Annotated in this window: 22 protein-coding genes and 1 other RNA gene; 10 read left to right on the forward strand and 13 right to left on the reverse strand. The window is 68.3% G+C overall.

The window, feature by feature from the left end; genetic code table 11:
• Positions 1 to 75 precede the first annotated feature (75 nt).
• Positions 76 to 1,128 carry a heat-inducible transcriptional repressor HrcA gene (gene hrcA, locus GOY17_RS10595; RefSeq protein WP_115841542.1) on the reverse strand — a complete coding sequence of 351 codons (1,053 nt, stop codon included), beginning with the start codon at positions 1,126 to 1,128 and terminating at the stop codon, positions 76 to 78.
• Between the two features lie 172 nt (positions 1,129 to 1,300).
• Here hrcA and recN point away from each other — a divergent pair, with 172 nt between their 5' ends.
• On the forward strand, positions 1,301 to 2,968 hold the full coding sequence (recN, locus tag GOY17_RS10600) for a DNA repair protein RecN (protein WP_157030385.1): 1,668 nt from the start codon (positions 1,301 to 1,303) through the stop codon (positions 2,966 to 2,968).
• A 66-nt stretch (positions 2,969 to 3,034) separates the two neighbouring features.
• Here the strand turns inward: recN and fur are convergent, their stop codons facing one another.
• Positions 3,035 to 3,451, reverse strand: a complete 417-nt coding sequence (fur, locus tag GOY17_RS10605) for a ferric iron uptake transcriptional regulator (protein WP_115841544.1) — start codon at positions 3,449 to 3,451, stop codon at positions 3,035 to 3,037.
• Between the two features lie 160 nt (positions 3,452 to 3,611).
• On the opposite strand from fur, the gene GOY17_RS10610 reads away from it, so the two are divergent.
• Positions 3,612 to 4,004 (forward strand): outer membrane protein assembly factor BamE, encoded by a 393-nt coding sequence (locus tag GOY17_RS10610; protein ID WP_115841805.1) that lies wholly within the window; start codon positions 3,612 to 3,614, stop codon positions 4,002 to 4,004.
• A 55-nt stretch (positions 4,005 to 4,059) separates the two neighbouring features.
• On the opposite strand, the gene GOY17_RS10615 is transcribed toward GOY17_RS10610, so the two are convergent.
• Positions 4,060 to 4,332, reverse strand: a complete 273-nt coding sequence (locus GOY17_RS10615) for an RnfH family protein (protein ID WP_157030386.1) — start codon at positions 4,330 to 4,332, stop codon at positions 4,060 to 4,062.
• Complete coding sequence (locus tag GOY17_RS10620) at positions 4,329 to 4,778, reverse strand: type II toxin-antitoxin system RatA family toxin (RefSeq protein WP_115841546.1); 450 nt, start codon at positions 4,776 to 4,778, stop codon at positions 4,329 to 4,331. The genes GOY17_RS10615 and GOY17_RS10620 overlap by 4 nt, the downstream gene beginning before the upstream one ends.
• 62 nt (positions 4,779 to 4,840) lie before the next feature.
• Here GOY17_RS10620 and smpB point away from each other — a divergent pair, with 62 nt between their 5' ends.
• Complete coding sequence (gene smpB / locus GOY17_RS10625) at positions 4,841 to 5,353, forward strand: SsrA-binding protein SmpB (RefSeq protein ID WP_115841547.1); 513 nt, start codon at positions 4,841 to 4,843, stop codon at positions 5,351 to 5,353.
• A 146-nt stretch (positions 5,354 to 5,499) separates the two neighbouring features.
• Here smpB and GOY17_RS10630 read toward each other — a convergent pair whose 3' ends face one another.
• Both GOY17_RS10630 and GOY17_RS10635 read right to left on the reverse strand, forming a co-directional pair.
• Positions 5,500 to 7,701, reverse strand: a complete 2,202-nt coding sequence (locus GOY17_RS10630) for a CHASE domain-containing protein (RefSeq protein WP_157030387.1) — start codon at positions 7,699 to 7,701, stop codon at positions 5,500 to 5,502.
• An 81-nt stretch (positions 7,702 to 7,782) separates the two neighbouring features.
• Positions 7,783 to 8,064, reverse strand: a complete 282-nt coding sequence (locus tag GOY17_RS10635; protein ID WP_147298568.1) for a hypothetical protein — start codon at positions 8,062 to 8,064, stop codon at positions 7,783 to 7,785.
• 108 nt (positions 8,065 to 8,172) lie between these two features.
• On the opposite strand from GOY17_RS10635, the gene GOY17_RS10640 reads away from it, so the two are divergent.
• Positions 8,173 to 8,541 (forward strand): DNA-binding protein, encoded by a 369-nt coding sequence (locus tag GOY17_RS10640; protein ID WP_115841550.1) that lies wholly within the window; start codon positions 8,173 to 8,175, stop codon positions 8,539 to 8,541.
• A gap of 67 nt (positions 8,542 to 8,608) precedes the next feature.
• On the opposite strand, the gene ssrA is transcribed toward GOY17_RS10640, so the two are convergent.
• Positions 8,609 to 8,962: a transfer-messenger RNA gene (gene ssrA / locus GOY17_RS10645) on the reverse strand.
• Between the two features lie 229 nt (positions 8,963 to 9,191).
• Between ssrA and GOY17_RS10650 the strand changes: the two genes are divergently transcribed.
• The gene (locus GOY17_RS10650; RefSeq protein ID WP_157030388.1) at positions 9,192 to 9,470 is read left to right on the forward strand and encodes a hypothetical protein; all 279 of its coding nucleotides are present in this window, start codon (positions 9,192 to 9,194) and stop codon (positions 9,468 to 9,470) included.
• Between the two features lie 8 nt (positions 9,471 to 9,478).
• Here GOY17_RS10650 and GOY17_RS10655 read toward each other — a convergent pair whose 3' ends face one another.
• A complete protein-coding gene (locus GOY17_RS10655) occupies positions 9,479 to 10,618 on the reverse strand; it encodes a DNA topoisomerase IB (RefSeq protein WP_157030389.1) in 1,140 nt (379 codons plus the stop codon).
• A 54-nt stretch (positions 10,619 to 10,672) separates the two neighbouring features.
• Here GOY17_RS10655 and GOY17_RS10660 point away from each other — a divergent pair, with 54 nt between their 5' ends.
• The gene (locus GOY17_RS10660; RefSeq protein WP_232338405.1) at positions 10,673 to 11,317 is read left to right on the forward strand and encodes a GIY-YIG nuclease family protein; all 645 of its coding nucleotides are present in this window, start codon (positions 10,673 to 10,675) and stop codon (positions 11,315 to 11,317) included.
• A 26-nt stretch (positions 11,318 to 11,343) separates the two neighbouring features.
• Here GOY17_RS10660 and GOY17_RS10665 read toward each other — a convergent pair whose 3' ends face one another.
• Together GOY17_RS10665 and GOY17_RS10670 are read right to left on the reverse strand one after the other, a co-directional pair.
• On the reverse strand, positions 11,344 to 11,685 hold the full coding sequence (locus GOY17_RS10665; RefSeq protein WP_115841553.1) for a cupin domain-containing protein: 342 nt from the start codon (positions 11,683 to 11,685) through the stop codon (positions 11,344 to 11,346).
• A 19-nt stretch (positions 11,686 to 11,704) separates the two neighbouring features.
• The gene (locus tag GOY17_RS10670) at positions 11,705 to 11,977 is read right to left on the reverse strand and encodes a GlsB/YeaQ/YmgE family stress response membrane protein (protein ID WP_115841554.1); all 273 of its coding nucleotides are present in this window, start codon (positions 11,975 to 11,977) and stop codon (positions 11,705 to 11,707) included.
• A gap of 126 nt (positions 11,978 to 12,103) precedes the next feature.
• On the opposite strand from GOY17_RS10670, the gene GOY17_RS10675 reads away from it, so the two are divergent.
• Positions 12,104 to 12,580 (forward strand): MgtC/SapB family protein, encoded by a 477-nt coding sequence (locus GOY17_RS10675; protein WP_157030390.1) that lies wholly within the window; start codon positions 12,104 to 12,106, stop codon positions 12,578 to 12,580.
• A 175-nt stretch (positions 12,581 to 12,755) separates the two neighbouring features.
• Positions 12,756 to 14,501, forward strand: coding sequence for an ABC1 kinase family protein (locus GOY17_RS10680; protein ID WP_157030391.1), 1,746 nt, complete (start codon positions 12,756 to 12,758; stop codon positions 14,499 to 14,501).
• An 18-nt stretch (positions 14,502 to 14,519) separates the two neighbouring features.
• Here the strand turns inward: GOY17_RS10680 and GOY17_RS10685 are convergent, their stop codons facing one another.
• Positions 14,520 to 14,927, reverse strand: a complete 408-nt coding sequence (locus GOY17_RS10685; protein WP_157030392.1) for a VOC family protein — start codon at positions 14,925 to 14,927, stop codon at positions 14,520 to 14,522.
• A 79-nt stretch (positions 14,928 to 15,006) separates the two neighbouring features.
• On the reverse strand, positions 15,007 to 15,471 hold the full coding sequence (locus tag GOY17_RS10690) for a helix-turn-helix transcriptional regulator (RefSeq protein WP_157030393.1): 465 nt from the start codon (positions 15,469 to 15,471) through the stop codon (positions 15,007 to 15,009).
• 172 nt (positions 15,472 to 15,643) lie between these two features.
• Between GOY17_RS10690 and GOY17_RS10695 the strand changes: the two genes are divergently transcribed.
• Together GOY17_RS10695 and GOY17_RS10700 are read left to right on the forward strand one after the other, a co-directional pair.
• Positions 15,644 to 16,057 carry a CBS domain-containing protein gene (locus tag GOY17_RS10695; RefSeq protein ID WP_115841558.1) on the forward strand — a complete coding sequence of 138 codons (414 nt, stop codon included), beginning with the start codon at positions 15,644 to 15,646 and terminating at the stop codon, positions 16,055 to 16,057.
• On the forward strand, positions 16,035 to 16,715 hold the full coding sequence (locus GOY17_RS10700) for a DUF4142 domain-containing protein (protein WP_157030394.1): 681 nt from the start codon (positions 16,035 to 16,037) through the stop codon (positions 16,713 to 16,715). The genes GOY17_RS10695 and GOY17_RS10700 overlap by 23 nt, the downstream gene beginning before the upstream one ends.
• A gap of 50 nt (positions 16,716 to 16,765) precedes the next feature.
• On the opposite strand, the gene GOY17_RS10705 is transcribed toward GOY17_RS10700, so the two are convergent.
• Positions 16,766 to 17,122, reverse strand: a complete 357-nt coding sequence (locus GOY17_RS10705) for a hypothetical protein (protein ID WP_157030395.1) — start codon at positions 17,120 to 17,122, stop codon at positions 16,766 to 16,768.
• Positions 17,123 to 17,205: the final 83 nt, after the last annotated feature.

Genomic DNA, 17,205 nt, shown 5'->3' on the forward strand with positions numbered 1-17,205 from the left:
AAGACGGCAATGTCCAACACGAGCGCGCCGGCGGATGCCGGCCAGCGACCTCCTCCACGGGATACGCGTGACCCGTTACGAGTCCGGGTTCAGCGCGGCACCGAGCGCGTCCGCCGCGGCCTGGACGACCGGAATCACGCGGTCGTAGGCCATGCGCGTGGGGCCGATGACGCCCAGCACGCCCAGCACCGTCCCCGAGCCGGAGGCCACGTACGGCGCGGTCACCAGCGACATGCCTTCGAGCGGAGCCAGCCCGGTTTCCTCGCCGATGAAAATGCGCACGCCCGGCGCCTGCACGGTGCGTTCGAGCAGCTGGAGGATCTCCCGCTTGCGCGAGAAGGTGTCGAACAGGTCGCGCAGGCGGTCCAGGTCGGCCAGCTCCTGCACGCCCATCAGGCGGGTCTGGCCGGCCAGCACCATGTCGTCGCCGCCCGGCGCCAGCGCCTGCTCGGCCAGTTCGACCGACTGCGCCAGCAGCAGCTGCATCTCGTCCTGCGCGCTGCGCAGCTCGCGCACCAGCGTGGCGCGGATGTCGGCCACCGTGCGCCCGGCGAAATGCGCGTTGAGGTAGTTCGCCACGCGCTCCAGTTCGCCGGCATCGAACGGCCGGCGCGTGAGCACGATGCGGTTCTGCACCTCGTTGTCGGCGAAGACCAGGATCGCCAGCACGCGCGAGCCATCCAGCGGCACGAAGTCGATGCGCCGGAAGGCGAACTGCTCGCGCTTGGGCACGCTGACCACGCCGACGAAATGGGTCATCGCCGACAGCAGCTCCGACGCGCTGCCCAGCAGCGCTTGCGTCCCCGACCCCGCCGGCAGCTCGCCGCGAAGACGCGCGACATCGGTCTCCGGCAACGGCCGCACCTGCAGCAGCGAGTCGACGAAGAGCCGGTAGCCCTGCGGCGTCGGCACGCGCCCGGCCGAGGAATGCGGGGCGCTGAGCAGCCCGGCGTCTTCCAGGTCGGCGAGGATGTTGCGGATCGTCGCCGGGCTGACGTCCAGCCCCGCGTGGCGCGCCAGCGTCTGCGACCCGATCGGCTCGCCGCTGCGGATGTAGCGGCCGATCAGGGTGCGCAACAACTGGCGTGCGCGCGGGTCGAGGCTGGGATCGGCGGGTTTGCGGCTCATGTCGGCGATATATGACGGCTGGGTACGGGGCGCAAGTCGGGACGCACGGAGTCCTCCGCCCGGAGCCGCAGGCGGCGTCAGCGCACGAAGCGGAACCCCGGTCGCGATCTCCACCCGTGAGACGCCCCACCGCTATCAAGCCGCAACCCACACAGGGCACAATCGCGCTCCGATGCTCGTCCACCTGTCCCTCAAGCAATTCGCCGTCGTCACCGAAGCCGAACTGGCCTTCGGTCCCGGCCTGACCGTCATCTCCGGCGAAACCGGCGCGGGCAAGTCGCTGCTGGTCGACGCGCTCGGCCTGATCTCCGGCCTGCGCGCCGACAGCGGCGTCGTGCGCCACGGCGCCGATCGCGCCGAGCTGGCGGCCGAATTCACCCTCGACGATGTGCCGCTCGCCGCCGCGTGGCTGCGCGAGCACGAGCTGGACGAGGACGACGCCTGCCAGATCCGTCGCGTCATCCGCGCCGACGGCGGCTCTCGCGCCTGGGTCAACGGCCGCCCGGTCACGCTGGGGCAGCTCGGCGAGCTGGCCGCGCTGCTGGTGGAGATCCACGGCCAGCACGAACACCAGGCGCTCCTCTCGCGCCCGAGCCAGCTCGCGCTGCTCGACGCGTTCGGCCGCACCGATGCCGAACGTCGGGCGGTCGAAGCCGCCGCGGCCCGCTGGAGCGCGTTGCTTGCCGAGCGCGAAACGCTGCTCGCGCAGGGCGACGTCTCCGACCGCATCGACTGGCTCGAACACCAGCACGCCGAGCTCGATCGCGAGGAGCTCGCGCCCGAGGCCATCGCGCGCCTGCTGTCCGACCACCGTCGTCACGCGCACGCCGCGGGGCTGATCGCCGCCTGCGACGGCGCCTTCGCGCAACTCGGCGGCGAAGACGGTCCGTCGCTTTCGCGCACGCTCCAGCACGTGCGATCGGATCTTGCACGTGTCGCCGAGCACGAGCCGCGGCTTTCCGAAGTCGACGGCATGCTCGATGCGGCGACCATCCAGATCGACGAAGCGCTCGCCCTGCTCGACCGCGTGCGCAGCGACCTGGACCTGGACCCGTCGGCCTTCGACGCGCTCGAACACCGCCTTGGCCGCCTGCACGAGCTGGCGCGCAAGCACCGCGTCACGCCAGAACAACTCGCCTCGCATCGCGACGCCATCGCGACCGAACTGGACGCCCTGCGCGGCGCAGGCGTGCGACTGGCAAAACTCGATGGCGAGATCGAAACGGCCCGCACCGCGTGGCGTGAGGTCGCGCAGGTGTTGAGCGCACGTCGCCGCGAGGCCGCGGCGAACCTGGCGTCGAGCACGAGCGCGCTGATCGGCGAACTCGGCATGGGCGGCGGACGCTTCGACGTCGAGCTGGAGCCGCTCGAATCCGAACGCCCCGATCCGCAGGGCGCCGAGCGCGTGGAATTCATGGTGGCGGCGAACCCGGGGCAGCCGGCGCGTCCGCTGCGCAAGGTGGCGTCGGGCGGCGAACTGTCGCGCATCTCGCTGGCGATCGAGGTCGCGGCGCTGGGGCTCGATACCGTGGCGACGATGGTCTTCGACGAGGTCGATACCGGCATCGGTGGCGCCGTGGCGGAGATCGTCGGCCAGAAGCTGCGCGCGCTTGGAGCGAGCCGCCAGGTGCTGTGCGTCACCCACCTGCCGCAGGTTGCCGCGCAGGGCCATGCGCATTACCGCGTGAGCAAGGCCAAGAGCGAAGGCGTCACGCAGAGCGCGGTGCAGTTGCTCAAGGCGAAGGAGCGCGAGGAGGAACTGGCGCGCATGCTCGGCGGCGTCGAACTCACGCGCGAGGCGCGCGCGGCCGCGAAGCGGTTGCTGGCCGACGTGGTGTAACGGCGCTCATCGCCCACAAAAAAAGCCCGCCATCGGCGGGCTTTTTCGTTCGCGGAACCCGGCAGGTCAGACCGCCGGCGCGCCCTTCTTCCTGCGCACGTAGAGCACCAGCGAGTGCTCCTCGATCTCGTAGCCGTGCTTGGCCGCGACCTTGCGCTGCAGCTCTTCGATCTCCGGGCTTTCGAACTCGATGATCTTGCCGCTGTCGATGTCGACCATGTGGTCGTGGTGATGGCCGCGATCGAGTTCGTACACCGACTGCCCGGCCTCGAAGTTGTGCTTGAGCACCAGGCCGGCGGCCTCGAACTGCGTGAGCACGCGGTACACCGTCGCCAAGCCGATGTCCTCGCCGTGTTCCAGCAGGTGGCGGTAGATGTCCTCGGCGGTCATGTGCCGCGGCTTGGCCTGCTCGAGCAGTTCCAGGATCCGCAGGCGCGGATGGGTGACCTTGAGTCCGGCCTTGCGGAGTTCTTGCGATTCCATGATGGTCCCTCAACGATGCGGCGCGACCGGTGGCGCCGGAACGGCGGATGAACACGGCCGACCCCGAAGGTGGACGGCCCGACTCCGCGCTTGGTGGATGCGCCCGGCAGTGTATCATCGCCGCGTTATCCGCCTGTCGCAGACACCGATGCCGAAGCACATGCACAAGCTCCTGCTGGTCCTCTCCATTGCCTTGGTCACCAGCGGCTGCGGCATCCTCTACAAGCAGCCGATCTACCAGGGCAACCTGCTGGAAAAGGCCAACGTCGACCAGCTCCAGACCGGCATGAGCAAGCAGCAGGTCACCCTGCTCCTCGGCACGCCGTCGATCGACGACCCCTTCCATCACGATCGCTGGGATTACACCGCCACGCAGCGCACCAACCGCCGCGGCACCACCGAGCAGAAGAACCTCACGGTGTGGTTCGAGAACGACGCCGTCGTGAAGTGGGAAGGCGACTACTTCCCCGAGCAGGACGAACAGCTCGCCCGCCAGACGGTCAAGCAGTTCGGCCGCAACCTGCCGAAGGAAAAGGGCAAGAAGGGCCGCTGATCCGACCTTCGCTCCTGCAGCGCGTCGCTTCCGCGGCGCAAACGAAAACCCCGGCTCATGGCCGGGGTTTTGTTTTGGTCGACTCGGCGCGCCGGCGCCTCGCATCCTTCGGATCGGCCACCAGGGGCCGCAGCAGTTCGACGCGATCGCCTTCGTGCAACACGGTCTCGCCATCGGCGCGAACGCCAAATACGGCACAGGCCACGATGTCTGCATCGTCCTTCCAGCCGGAGGCCGCCAACGCCTGCGCGACCGTCGCATCGGCGGGCAACTCGACCCACACCGACTCAAAGCGCCGCGACCAGGCGCGGACGATCTCGACCTTCACGCCTCTTCGCCCCGGTCGGCCACGCGCACGAAGTCGTCGACCATGCGATCGGCCAGGCTCTGGAACCCCACCGCCATCGCCGGGCCGAGCAGCTTCACCTTCGGCTCGAAGTTCAGCGTCAGCGTCACCTTGCAGGCGGACTCGTCCAGCGCGTGGAACTCCCAGCGCCCGCCCAGGCTCTGGAACGGGCCGTCGACCAGTTTCAGGTCGATGTGGTGCGGCGCGCAGGTGGTGTTCTCGGTGGTGAACCAGGTGCGCAGCGCGCCGAAGCCGATGTCCAGCCGCGCCACCATGCGCCCGGTGCCGTCCTCGTTCACGCCCTCCTCCAGCACCTGCGAGCCCTCGCACCACCCGAAGCGGCGCGAGTAGGCGGCCACGTCGTTCACCAGCGCGTACATGCGCGCGGCGGAGTGTTCGACGAGGGCGGAACGGCGGATGGTCTGCATGCGGCGGCGATCCTGAAGCGATGAAGTCGCGCGCAGGCCCCGCTTTCGGGGACAATGGCGCGATGTCCAAGAATTCCAACAAGAAGACCGGCAAGGATAAGGGAAAGGGCGCTGGCGGCGGCACCATCGCGCTGAACAAGCGCGCCCGCCACGAGTACAGCCTCGAGGAGAAGTTCGAGGCCGGCCTGTCCCTGCAGGGCTGGGAGCTGAAGGCGATCCGCGCCGGACGCGCCAACATCGGCGACGCCTACGCGGTGGTCCTGCACAGCGAGATCTTCCTGATCGGCGCGCAGATCACGCCGCTGATCTCCGCCTCGACCCATGTCGTGGCCGACGACCGCCGCTCGCGCAAGCTGCTGCTGCATCGTGCCGAAATCGACAACCTGATCGGCCGCGTGCAGCGCGACGGCTACACCCTGGTGCCCACCGCGCTCTACTGGAAGGGCAACAAGGTCAAGGCCGAGATCGCGCTCGCCAAGGGCAAGCAGGCGCACGACAAGCGCGAGGCGAGCAAGGAACGCGACTGGCAGCGCGAGAAGCAGCGCGTGATGCGCAGGCACAACAAGGACGCTTGACGACCCATTCCGTCATTCCCGCACAGGCGGGAATCCACGTTCACCGTCCTTGTCCAGCGGTGAGCGTGCCGGGTCGGACGGTTGGATCCCCGCCTGCGCGGGGATGACTGCTTCTCAACGGCGCTGCGTTGTTCCTCCAGCGACCGTCACTCCGCCAGCTTCTCCCGCGGCAGCGTGAACCAGAACGTTGCGCCCTTCCCCACTTCGCCCTCGGCGCGGATAGTCCCGCCGTGGCGCTCGACGATGCGCTTCACCGACGCCAGGCCGATGCCGTGGCCGGCGAAGTCGTCGTTGTGGTGCAGCCGCTGGAACGGACGGAACAGCTTGTCCACGTAGGCCTGAGAGAAGCCCGCGCCGTTGTCACGGACGAAGTACTCCAGCCCCTGATCACCCATGACCGCGCCGAACTCGATCCGCGCATCGAGCCGATCGCGCGTGAACTTCCACGCGTTGCCCAGCAGATTGCCGAGCAGGTTGCGCAGCAGCGGCGCGTCGCCGATCACGAACAGCTCCGGCTGGATGTCCACCTCGACCTGGCGCCGGCTGTCGCTCACGCGCAGCTCCTCGATCACCTCGCCGGCGAGGCGGCTCAGGTCGACCCGTTCCAGCCGCAGTTCGCTGCGGCTGACGCGCGACATCTTGAGCAGCGCGTCGATCAGCTCGCCCATGCGGCCGGCCGCACGCCGCACGCGCACCAGGTAACCGCGGCCGTTCTCGTCCATTCCCGCCGAGTGCCGCTCGATCAGGATCCGGCTGAAGCCGTCGATCGCACGCAGCGGCGCGCGCAGGTCGTGTGAGACGCTGTATGCGAAGGCCTCCAACTCCTGGTTGGCTTGGCTCAATTCGCGGGTGCGCAGCGCGACGCGCGCTTCCAGCGTGCGGTTGAGCGCGTGCACCCGCGCCTCGGCGCGAAGACGCTCGGTCACGTCCTCCACCTGCACCAGTCCGACGATGTCCTGGCCGACGTTGCCCGGCACCGGCGCGTAGGTCAGCTGGGCCTGGCGCGGGTCGCCGCCTTCGCGGTGCAGCCGTCGTGTCGCGCGATGCACGCCCTGCGCGTCGGTGGTGCCGTGGCCGTAGGCGATCAGCTCCGGCTCGTCGCTTTCGAACAGCGTGTCGAAGCGCTTGCCCACCAGCGCCTCGGGCGTCAGCCCGACGATGTTCGCCAGCGCCGGATTGGCCTCGACGATATGGCCCTCGCTGTCCAGCAGCGCTTTGCCGATCGCCGAATACCGCATCGCGCTGCGGAAGCGCAGCTCGCTCCGGCGATAGTCCTCGGTCATGCGCACGGCGATGCGGTACGCCTGCGCTTCGGTGCGCGCGAGCATCCACGCGATCGCGTACAGCAGCAGCGACGAGAACAGGCCGAGCGCCAGCAGGTTCTGCAGGCCCTGCAATCGCGGTGCGGCCTGTGCCACGGGCGGCGATTCGAAGTCCACGCGCCAGTGGCGGCCGTAGAGTTCGAACGCGCTGCTGTGCCGGAACGCCGGCGGCGGGCGATCGGCCGGCGCGTACGTCGCGTAGAGCAGGCGCTCGCCGGCGGACACGTCGATCACGCGGAACTGGCTGTCGTTGCGCAGCGCGCCCAGCGCATTGCGCACGAAACCTGCCATGCGCACGGGCACGTACACCCAGCCCTGCATGTCGGCGCGACGGTTCGCCAGCGTCGCCGGCCGCCCGCCGCCGCGATATACCGGCAGGTACAGCAGGATGCCGGTGCTGCGCAGCGAGCCGTCCTGGATGAGGTGCACCGGTCCGGACAGCGTCGCGTTGCCGGTTTCCATCGCCTGCACCATCGCCGCCTGGCGCACCGGCTCGGAGTACATGTCGAAGCCGATCGCGCCCACGTTCGCGGGCGTCTTCGGTTCCAGATAGAGGATGGGCCCGTAGTCGCGGCGCTGCCCGCGCGGCCAGATTTCGAGCAGGCCGTGGCCGGCGTCACGCCATTCCAGCTGCAGGTCGGCCAAGCGCGTGGCGGGGACGAATTCGGCGAATCCCAGGCCGACCATGCCCGGGAAGCGCCGCTGCAGGTCCATTCCGTCCACGTACGCCTGCCACTGCGCCGGCGACGGTCGCGGGCGGGTGACCGACGCGAACATCGACACGCCACCGCGCGCGACCAATTCGTACTTGGTCATGCCTTGGCGCAGCAGCTCGGTGACTTCGGCGGTCTTGCTGATGAACTCCGCCTCGGCCGACCGCAGCTCGCGTTCGCGCGCCGCCCGCCACGCGGTGAAGACCAGCAGCAGCGAGCCGACGAGCACGATGAGCGCGAGCAGGTACCCGCGGCGCGGCGACAGCTCGGACAGGTCGGGCGTGCGGTCTTCGCGAACGGCCTCGGGGCTCATTCCCCAAGCATACAGGGCCGAGAATTTTTCGCATTCAGCCGGGTGGACCCGCCCCGCGTTGGTTAGCGCTCACGCGCCTCGTCACGTGCGTGGCCCGCGCGGCGAACGTCGCACGCCGGACAGTGCGAGCAGCTCGATCGCATCCACGCGGAAGCTGCATGCCCTGGCCATGATAAGTGCACGTTTTCTAGTGGTTACGTAGCCGCGCTTGCGCATTCGGCGCAGCATTTCGGTGCTGATGCCGGCCGCCTGCGCGGCCGCGCCGCAGGAGTTGAAACATTCAACGTATCGCTCGACCGGATTGGCCGCGACGTCCATTTCGATAGTCATGGCGCAAATGGATACCACCGCCAGTTGCCACATTCAACAACCTGAAGATGCGTGCTTTTCGCAGACGCTGCGCAACAATAAATTGCGACGTCTCACACTCCTCGTGTGGGTGTCGGATTTCCCTTATTCGAGCGCACGGAAATGCCGCAAAAACCGCACAAGGAATTCTCAAAACGGCTGCACCAGGCCTGGGATTACGCCGGCATCGTGAAGGGCCGCCATCGCACGGCGGCGCTCGCCGAGTACTTCGAGGTCAGCCGCGAATCCGCCCGCAAGTGGGCCGTGGGTCTTTCGAAGCCGGCGAGCGAACGCCTCACCGCGATGGCCGTGCAGATGAAGGTCAATTCCGACTGGCTGTCCACCGGCCGCGGCACGATGGAGCTGGCCGAGTCCGTGCGCGAGACGCCCACCAAGTACGACAACGCCGAAGAGGTCCGCCTGGTCGGGCTGGTGCGCAAGCTGCCGCGCAAGAAGCAACGCGCGCTGATCCAACTGCTCGAGGAAACCTGACGCACGCGCCGGTGCCGATGTCGCAGACACAAAAAAGCCCGCCGAAGCGGGCTTTTCTGCACTGGTATGGTGGAGGTGGGGGGAATTGAACCCCCGTCCGAAGGCACTCCATCCCCGGCACTACATGCTTAGCTCACCGTTGGATCTCGTCCCGGAACAGCACGGTATGCAAAGCGCATCCCGGAACCAGCCTGTTTTGGGTTGACCAGGGACTGACAGGCAACCGTCCCCGGCGATTCCGTGATGATGACCCTACGCTGCGAGCACGGACACAAGCAGTTTCGGGGCTTAGGCCTTAAGCGGCCAGAGCGTAGTTGTCGTCGTTGGCAACTAGAAGTTTGCAGCTGGATTTACGAGGAAAGCTACCCCCTCGGCATGCGCCAAGCGATTTCGCAACCCCCGTCGAAGCCAGTGCACCCCCGGGGACAGCTGATGCTGACCCGTCCAGTATAGGGGCGAAGCCCGCGACGACAAGGCCTGCAGGACGCGGGGTTTGCAGGCGTTCAAGCGTGCGGTGACCGTGGTGCGGGGTGCGTGGCGTGACGCCCTGCCCGCTTCGCCAGCGCGCACGCCCCAATTCGGACTCGTCTGATGGGCCCGCAAACGACCGTTGCGGAAAGCTGGAAGGCCCTCCGCCCTCCGGGACGCCCATGCGCCAGGCCCGTCGACTCACCGGCACCGAGCTGACCCAGACCGAGCGTTTCGCCCTGCTGGCGTTGCGCAACAAGACGCGGTTCCGGTGGGAGCACGCATTGATGGAGACGGCCACGATGCAGCGCCTGGCCGGCAAGGGGCTCGCGGTGTTCGAGGGCGAACGCTGGGAGCCGACGCAGAAGGGCATCGAGCTGATCGCCCGGCTGACAGGGCACGACCTCAGTTCGATCGCGCTCCCTGACGCCGCCGCGACGCACGAAGACGAGCCGGCCTGATCGCCCGCCTACGTCCTGCTTTCCCGCCGGCTGCGCCGCAACAGGCGCAGCGCGGCCTGTTCCCATTGGCGCTCGCCGCGGGCGCCGGCCACGGCGCGCTGCAGGCGGCCGTCTTCCCAGCACTCGAACACCGTCGGGTCGATGTACGACTTGCGGCATACCGCCGGCGTGTTGCCGAGCAGTTGCGCGACTTCCTTGATGACCTCGTTTCGTACCGCCGGTACCGCGGTGACCTTGATCTCGCCGTCCTCGCGCCGCGGCACCTCGCGTTCGGCCAGTAGCCGGATCGCCACCAGCGTGCCGCCCCAGGTGCGGAAATCCTTCGCGGTGAAGTCCGCCCCCATGGCCTCGCGCAGGTAGTCGTTGACCATGCCCGAATCGACCGGCTGCTGCTGCCCGTCGTCGTCGAGGTACTGGAACAGCGCCTGCCCCGGCAGCTGCTGGCAGCGCCGCATGAGTTTCGTGAGGCGCGCATCGTCGAGCACGATGTCGTGCTCCAGCCCGCTCTTGCCGCGGAAGCGCAGGTGCGCGCGGCCACCGCGCAGGAACTCGACGTGGCGGTTGCGCAGGGTCGTGAGGCCGTACGAACGGTTGCCGCGCGCGTATTCGGTGTTGCCGATGCGCACCAGCGTGTCGGCCAGCACCGACACGACGATCGCCAGCACCTTCTCGCGGCCGAGCCCTTCGCGCGCCAGATCGCGACGCAACGTGCGCCGCAGGTTCGGCAGCGCGGCAGCGAACGCGACGATGCGATCAAACTTGCGCGAGTCGCGGACTTCCTGCCAGCGCGGGTGGTAACGGTACTGCTTGCGTCCGCGCGCATCCCGCCCGCAGGCCTGCAGATGCCCGTTCGCGCGACGGCAGATCCACACGTCGCGATACGCCGGCGGGATCGCCAGCGAGCGGATGCGCGCCAGCGTGTCGGCGTCGCGCACAGTGCGCCCCTCCGCGTCGATGTACCGGAAGCCCTTGCCTGAGCGCATCCGCCGCAGCCCGGGCTCGCCATCGCTCACATAGACCAGCCCGCCGTCGCTGGCCGCGGCCACGTACGCGTCGTTCTTCGGCACGCCATTCTTCAAGACGCCGCTCTTCAGCACGCCCTCGCCGCTCGCCTTCGGTCGTCGCGGCACCTTGCGGGATTTCGCCATGCCGCCAGCATCCGGAGGAGTGCATCAAGGTCGCGTCGCGATGACGCGTCTCACATGCCATCGGCGATGATGGCCGGCATGGCGTTCCTGCGGACCAGCGACCCCGAACGCACGCGCGGCGTAAGCGAAGGCGCGTGCCATCTTTACGTGCTGCCGTGCGCGTACGAGGACCTGCTGAAGCTCGGCTTCTCGCGGCAGCCACTGGAGCGCATGCAGGCGCTGCATCCGCGGTTCTTCGAGTTCTTCGACCTCGACCGTGCGCTGCTGGTGGACACCGAAACCGTGCGCGACTCGCGCCGGCTCGAACTGGAGCTCGGCCATGCACTGGCCGAATACAGCGCGCCTGCGCCGCTTACCGTGCGGATCCAGGCCGCGGGTCATACCGAGTGGTATCGCGGCGCATATCCCATCTTGGCAGAGGCCGTCGACCGCCTTGCCGAGCGCGGCCACACCGTGCACGTGCCGTTGCGCGCGTGGCTTGAGGCGCAGATGCAGGCACGCGCGCCGGCGTTGTTCTCCTGGGGAACGGGCGTGCTCGAGCGCGTGGAAGGCGAGCCAGCGCACCTGGACCAATTGCCGATGTTGCACGCGCTGCGGCAGCAAGTCCTTGACGTGCTGGACGCGCATCGCGCGCTTGGCGTCGACGTGGGCGAACACCTGCCCGAGACGCTCGCACGATGGTACGCGCGGCGATCATGACTTCGCGTATGTAACCGGACGGAGGCCTACTTGCGACCGGCAGGCAGCGGTTCTTCCTCGCGGTCGTACGCCGGCGGGTAGTAGAAGTTGACCGTCTTCAGGCGCGTGCGCCCGGTGTTGCGGATTTCATGGCGTTCGCCGCGCTCGACCACCAGCAGGCTGCCGGCCTTCAGGGGCTGGCGACGTCCTTCGACGATCGCCAGCCCCGTCCCGGATACGACATAAAGCCATTGGTCGGCGCCGCGGTGCCGGTTGTCCGGGCCGCCTTCGCTGTCGCCCGGCGCAATGACCATTTCGGCCGCCTGCACCTTGCGTACGTCGAACGCGACACGGAATCCCGGTCCGAAGCGGAACCGCTTGTGCTTCATGCGACCGTTGCGTGGAAGATCAGCGGGCGCGCCCGCGCGTGAACAGATTCACGATCGCCAGCAACACCACCGCGCCGAGCAGCGACAGCAGCAGTCCTGCGATGCTGAAGTTGCCGTCGTTGATGTCGCCGCCGCCGATGCCCAGCACGCTGCCGAGCCAGCCGCCGATGAAGGCACCCACGATGCCCACGACGATGTTGAGGATGATGCCCTGCTGCGCATCGCGACGCATGATGAGGCTGGCGAGCCAACCGACGATACCGCCCACGATCAACCAGATGATGATGCCCATTTCGTGTCTCCTCCTCTCTCCGTCTAAGGTGCGCCGGATGGTAGGAACGCGGTCGTGAGCGGCGCGTGTGTGGCCGCTAGCGGCACCGTGACGATCCCTACACATCGGCAGAACCAACGTGTCGGCATGGACTGGACGCTCCAGCTGCTCGTTGTGCGCGACGCCGCGATCGCCATGCTGCTTGGCGGCGTGATCGGCTTCGAACGCGAATTGAAGAACAGACCGGCCGGCTTCCGCACGCACATGCTGGTCGGCGGCGCCGCCGCGCTCCTGGTCGGGCTCGGTCAGCTGGTGATCATCGACCACCGGCTCGACAGCGAACTGCGCCTCACCATCGACCCGTTGCGACTGGTCGAAGCGGTCATCGCCGGCGTGTCCTTCATCGGCGCAGGCACGATCTTCGCGCGCCGCGGCTCGCAGGTCGTCGTGGGCATCACCACCGCCGCCACCATCCTGATGGTTGCGGTGATCGGCGTGATGTGCGGCTTCCGCTACCACCTGCTCGCCGGCCTTTCGACCGCGCTGACGCTGTTGATCCTCACGGCCATCAACTGGATCGAACGGCGCATCCCGGGAGACGACAAGCGCGACAAGGCGGACTGATGTCGCAGCGCGCACGAATGCAGCGCGTGAAGCAATGCGCGCATCGGCCTCACGGCGCCTTAGCGGTGGCGACCTATTCTGGAGTCCGTTCATCGCGCGCGACGCAACGCGCAAGCACGCGGGCGCCGGCGCGGAACACGCCCAGCCTTCCAACTGCACCACGGAGCACGAACGCATGCGCGATGCCCTGCCCGCGCCCTCGCTCTCGCCCATCCCGCGCCCCGTGCGCGCCGACGCCTTGAGCACGCAATCGACGGGCCTGGCCCGCACCGGCCGCATCCTGCGCTTCCTGATGCGCTACCGCGGCACGGGCGTGTTCACCGGCCTCGACCTGCGCTCGTCGGCGCAGATCGCCGGCGATGTCGACGTTTCCGACCAGCGGCCGGAGCAGTTCGTGAAGGATCTCGAAGCCCTGGGCCCGACGTTCATCAAGCTGGGCCAGGCGTTGTCCACGCGCACCGATCTCGTGCCGCCGCCGTATCTTGCCGCGCTCACGCGCATGCAGAGCCAGGTCACGCCGGTCGAATTCGACGCGATTCGCACGCAGGTCGAATGCGCGCTGGAGCGTCCGATCGAAGAAATCTTCGCGTGGTTCGATCCCGCGCCGCTGGGCAGCGCGTCGCTCGCGCAGGTGCATCGCGCGCGCCTGCTCGACGGCAGGCCGGTCGCCGTCAAGGTGCAGCGTCCCGGCGTCGCCGAGGAAGTGAAGCAGGACCTTTCCGTGCTCGACTCCATCGCCACCGGCGTCGACCACACCACGGGGCTCGGACAGCGCGTGCGCTTTTCCGACTGGGTGCATGAGTTCCGCAAGGCGCTGGTGGGCGAACTCGACTACACGCTGGAAGCGGCCAACCTGGAGCGCTTCTCCGAACACCTCGCCGCCTACCCGGACCTGCTGATCCCGCGCCCGGTGTGGCCGCTCACGCGCACGCGCGTGCTGGTGATGGACCTGGTCAACGGCGATCCGCTCGACGCGAACGTGCTCTCGCGCATGCGGCCGGATTCGCTGGAACGGTTGTGCGAATCGCTGCTGCGCGGTTACCTCGACCAGATGTTCGTGCATGGCGAGATCCACGCCGATCCGCACCCCGGCAACCTGCTGCTGACCGACGACGGACGACTGGCGGTGATCGACCTCGGCATGGTCGTGCACGTGCCACCGCGCCAGCGCACGCGCCTGCTGAAACTGATGTTCTCCGCGGTGGAAGGCCGCGGCGACGATGCGGCGGACGAGGTCATCGCGCTCGGCACGCGGCTGGAGACCTTCGACGAGGAGCGCTACCTGCGCGAATCCGGCCAGCTCATCGCACGCTACGCCGCGCACGCCGGCCTGAAGGATCATTCCGAAGGCCGGCTGATGCTCGACCTCACGCGCATCGGCGCGATGTGCGGCCTGCGCACGCCGCCGGAACTGAGCCTGCTCGGCCGCACGCTGCTCCACCTGGAAGGCGTGTGCCGGCTGCTCGCGCCGCAGTTGAACGTGCAGAAGGTCATCGAAAGCCATATGCCGTCGATGATCACCGCGCAGATCAAGCGTTCGCTCTCGATGCCGGCGCTGGCGGTCGAAGCGATCGATTTGCAGGCCCTGGTGCAGGACGCGCCCCGCAAGCTGTCCTCGGCACTGTCGCTGCTGGCGGAGAACCGCCTGCAGGTGCGCATTACCGGGCTGCAGGAATCGCGGCTGATGGAGAACCTGCAGAAGATCGCCAACCGCATCGCGGCCGGCGTGGTCGTCGCCGCACTGATCCTCGCCTCGGCGATGCTGTTGCGCGGCAGCGGCCCGGGCACGGCGAACCGCTACGAATGGCTGGCGCTGGTGCTGTTCCTGGTCGCCACCGCGCTGGGCCTGGCGCTGGTGGTCAGCGCACTGCTGCGCGATCGCAAGGCCAAGCCGCGCGAGGAACGCGGGCCGCGCACCTGAGCGCGACCCGCAGCCGCATCACACCTGGTTGATGCGCACGTGGTTGCCGGCCGGATCGCGGAACGCGCAGTCGCGCACGCCGTAGGGCTGGTCCGTCGGTTCCTGGATCACTTCCGCGCCGCTGGCCTGCACCTTCTCGAAGGTGCCATCGAGGTCGCGGCTGGCGAGGATGATCATCCCGTAGGTGCCCTTGGCCATCATCTCGATGAGCGTGCGGCGCTCCTCGTCGCTGATGCCCGGCGTGATCGCCGGCGGCGTCAGCACGATGCTGGTTTCCGGCTGGCCCGGCGGGCCGACGGTGATCCAGCGTAGGCCACCGTAGTCGACGTCCTTGCGCACCTCAAAGCCGAGCGTGTCGCGATAGAAGCCCAGTGCGGCATCGGGATCGTTGTGCGGCAGGAAGGTGGAATGGATGGTCAGTTCCATGGGGTCGTTCTCCGTGAGGATGAGGGTGTGGCCGGGCCGACGTTGTCGAAAGCCGGCGTGTTCGAATGAACCGGTGCGATCAGTCTGCGGCCGGCGCATCGGCCGGCGCTTCTCGATTCCTGATCGATTGCGACCGGATCGGCCGCGTGACCTGCTTGGCGACGCAGGGCGGCATGCCCTCGGCCGCGCCGCCGTGCTCGCGCTTGTACGCGCCGGGCGGCATGCCGACCAGTTCCGTGAAGCGCGTGGTGAAGGTGCCCAGCGACGCACAACCGACGTCGAAACACACCTGCGTCACGCTCATGTCGCCGCGACGCAGCAACGCCATCGCGCGCTCGATGCGCCGCGTCATCAGGTAGCTGTAGGGCGATTCGCCGTAGGCGCGCTTGAACTCGCGGCTGAGGTGTCCGGCCGACATGTGCACCCCTTGCGCGAGCGCTTCGACGTCGAGCGGTTTGGCGTACTCGCGATCGATCCGGTCGCGCACGCGGCGCAGGCGCGCGAGGTCGCGAAGGTGGACGGCATCGGCGTCGGGGGTATTCACGGGCGCGATGCTGTCACGCCGCCTGAGCCCGACTCAAGCGCGCCCGTCCATCGGATGCGCTTGCGTGGCACCGGGGCATTCACGTCGCCCGCCCGGGTGCTTCACGCGGGCGAAATCGCCGCGATGCCATGGTTCGGGTTTCGACTTACCGAGCATCCACAGGAGCACGCCCATGAAAGTGGCCGAGATCATGAACACCGACGTCTTCCTCACCGCCCCGAACCGCAGCATCCGCGAAGCGGCCGAGACCATGCAGCGCATGGACGTGGGCAGCCTGCCGGTGGGTGACGGCGACCGCCTGATCGGCATGGTCACCGATCGCGACATCGCCATCCGTGCCGTGGCACGCGGCCTGAACGCCGACACGCCGGTGCGCGAGGTCATGACGCAGGAAATCCGCTACTGCTTCGACGACCAGGACGTCGACGACGTCGCGCGCAACATGGCCGACCTGCAGGTTCGTCGCCTGCCGGTGATCAATCGCGACAAGCGGCTGGTGGGTTTCGTATCGCTGGCCGATTTCGCGCACGGCGCGGACAACGGCGCGACCGAGGAGCTGGTGCGTGGCGTTGCGACGCCGCACTGACATGGTGAGGCGCGCACTCGCCCTCGCGCTGGTCGGCGTGCTGGTGACCACCGCAGGTTGCCGGCGCGACGACACCGTGCCGCCGGCCGCCACGCCGCCCGGCTCGCAGCCGTCGACCGACGCCACGGGCGCGGGCACCACGGCCTCCGACACGCACACCAGCGCCGACACCGCACCCGCACCACCGGCGCCGACGCCACCGCCATCGGCGGGTGTATCGCTTGCGCTGGTCGCTGCAGTGGACGAGTTAGAGATCGCCGCCGTCGAGCAGGCGCGCGCTCGCAGGCTCGGCCCGCAGGCAAGCGAATACGCACAGATGCTGCATCGCGAGCACAGCGAGAATCTCGCGGCACTGCGTTCGCTTTCGTCAGCCGGTCATCTGATCGAACCGGAGACGACGACCGAAGTGCACGGCCTCGTCGGCCAGGGCAAGACCACCCTGGAAACGCTGGCGAACACGTCCGACGCCGATTACGAACAGGCCTGGTTGCAGGCCATGGTCGACGGCCATGCGCACGCGCTGTCCATGCTCGACGGGCGGCTGATCCCCGCCGCCACGGACGAACCAGTGCGCAACTTCCTCAACAACACCCGTGACCACATGGCCATGCACCTGGAGCGCGGGCGCGCGTTGCTCGAATCCTCCGGCAAGCGCTGATCGGGCAAGCTTGCACCGCGCCGCACGTCCCTGTGCGGCGCGCCCTCCCCTCAACGAATCGTCGCGAAGCCGAAGCGCGGCTCCGGCTCGTAGCTGCGCGGCGCGTGGCGCTCGGACAGGCGCGTCCACGCGGCCATGGCGACCGGCAGCGCCTCGTTCCAGTCCAGGCGCGAATTGCCGCGCACGCGCACGTAGCAGAGCTGGAGGGCGTCGGCCATGTCGTCGAAGTCCTGGCCATGGCCGCGCAGGTACGCGTCCAGGCCGAGCTTCAACGCCGGCAGGTAGTCCTCGCTGCGGAACCTCGGCACGTAGTTGCGGTAGTGCCGCATCCAGTACGCGACTTCCTCCTCGATATCCACCGCTTCCACGACCGTCGAATGCTCCCCGTAATACAGCTTCGCGTTCATCGTCTCTCTCTCCGTTGTCTTATCGTCGTTGCGGTGCTTCGGAACCGGCGAGCGGTCCCGACAAAGACAAGCAGGAGCAACTT

It is taken from the genome of Lysobacter soli, assembly GCF_009755585.1.
Lineage (GTDB): Bacteria > Pseudomonadota > Gammaproteobacteria > Xanthomonadales > Xanthomonadaceae > Lysobacter_J > Lysobacter_J soli.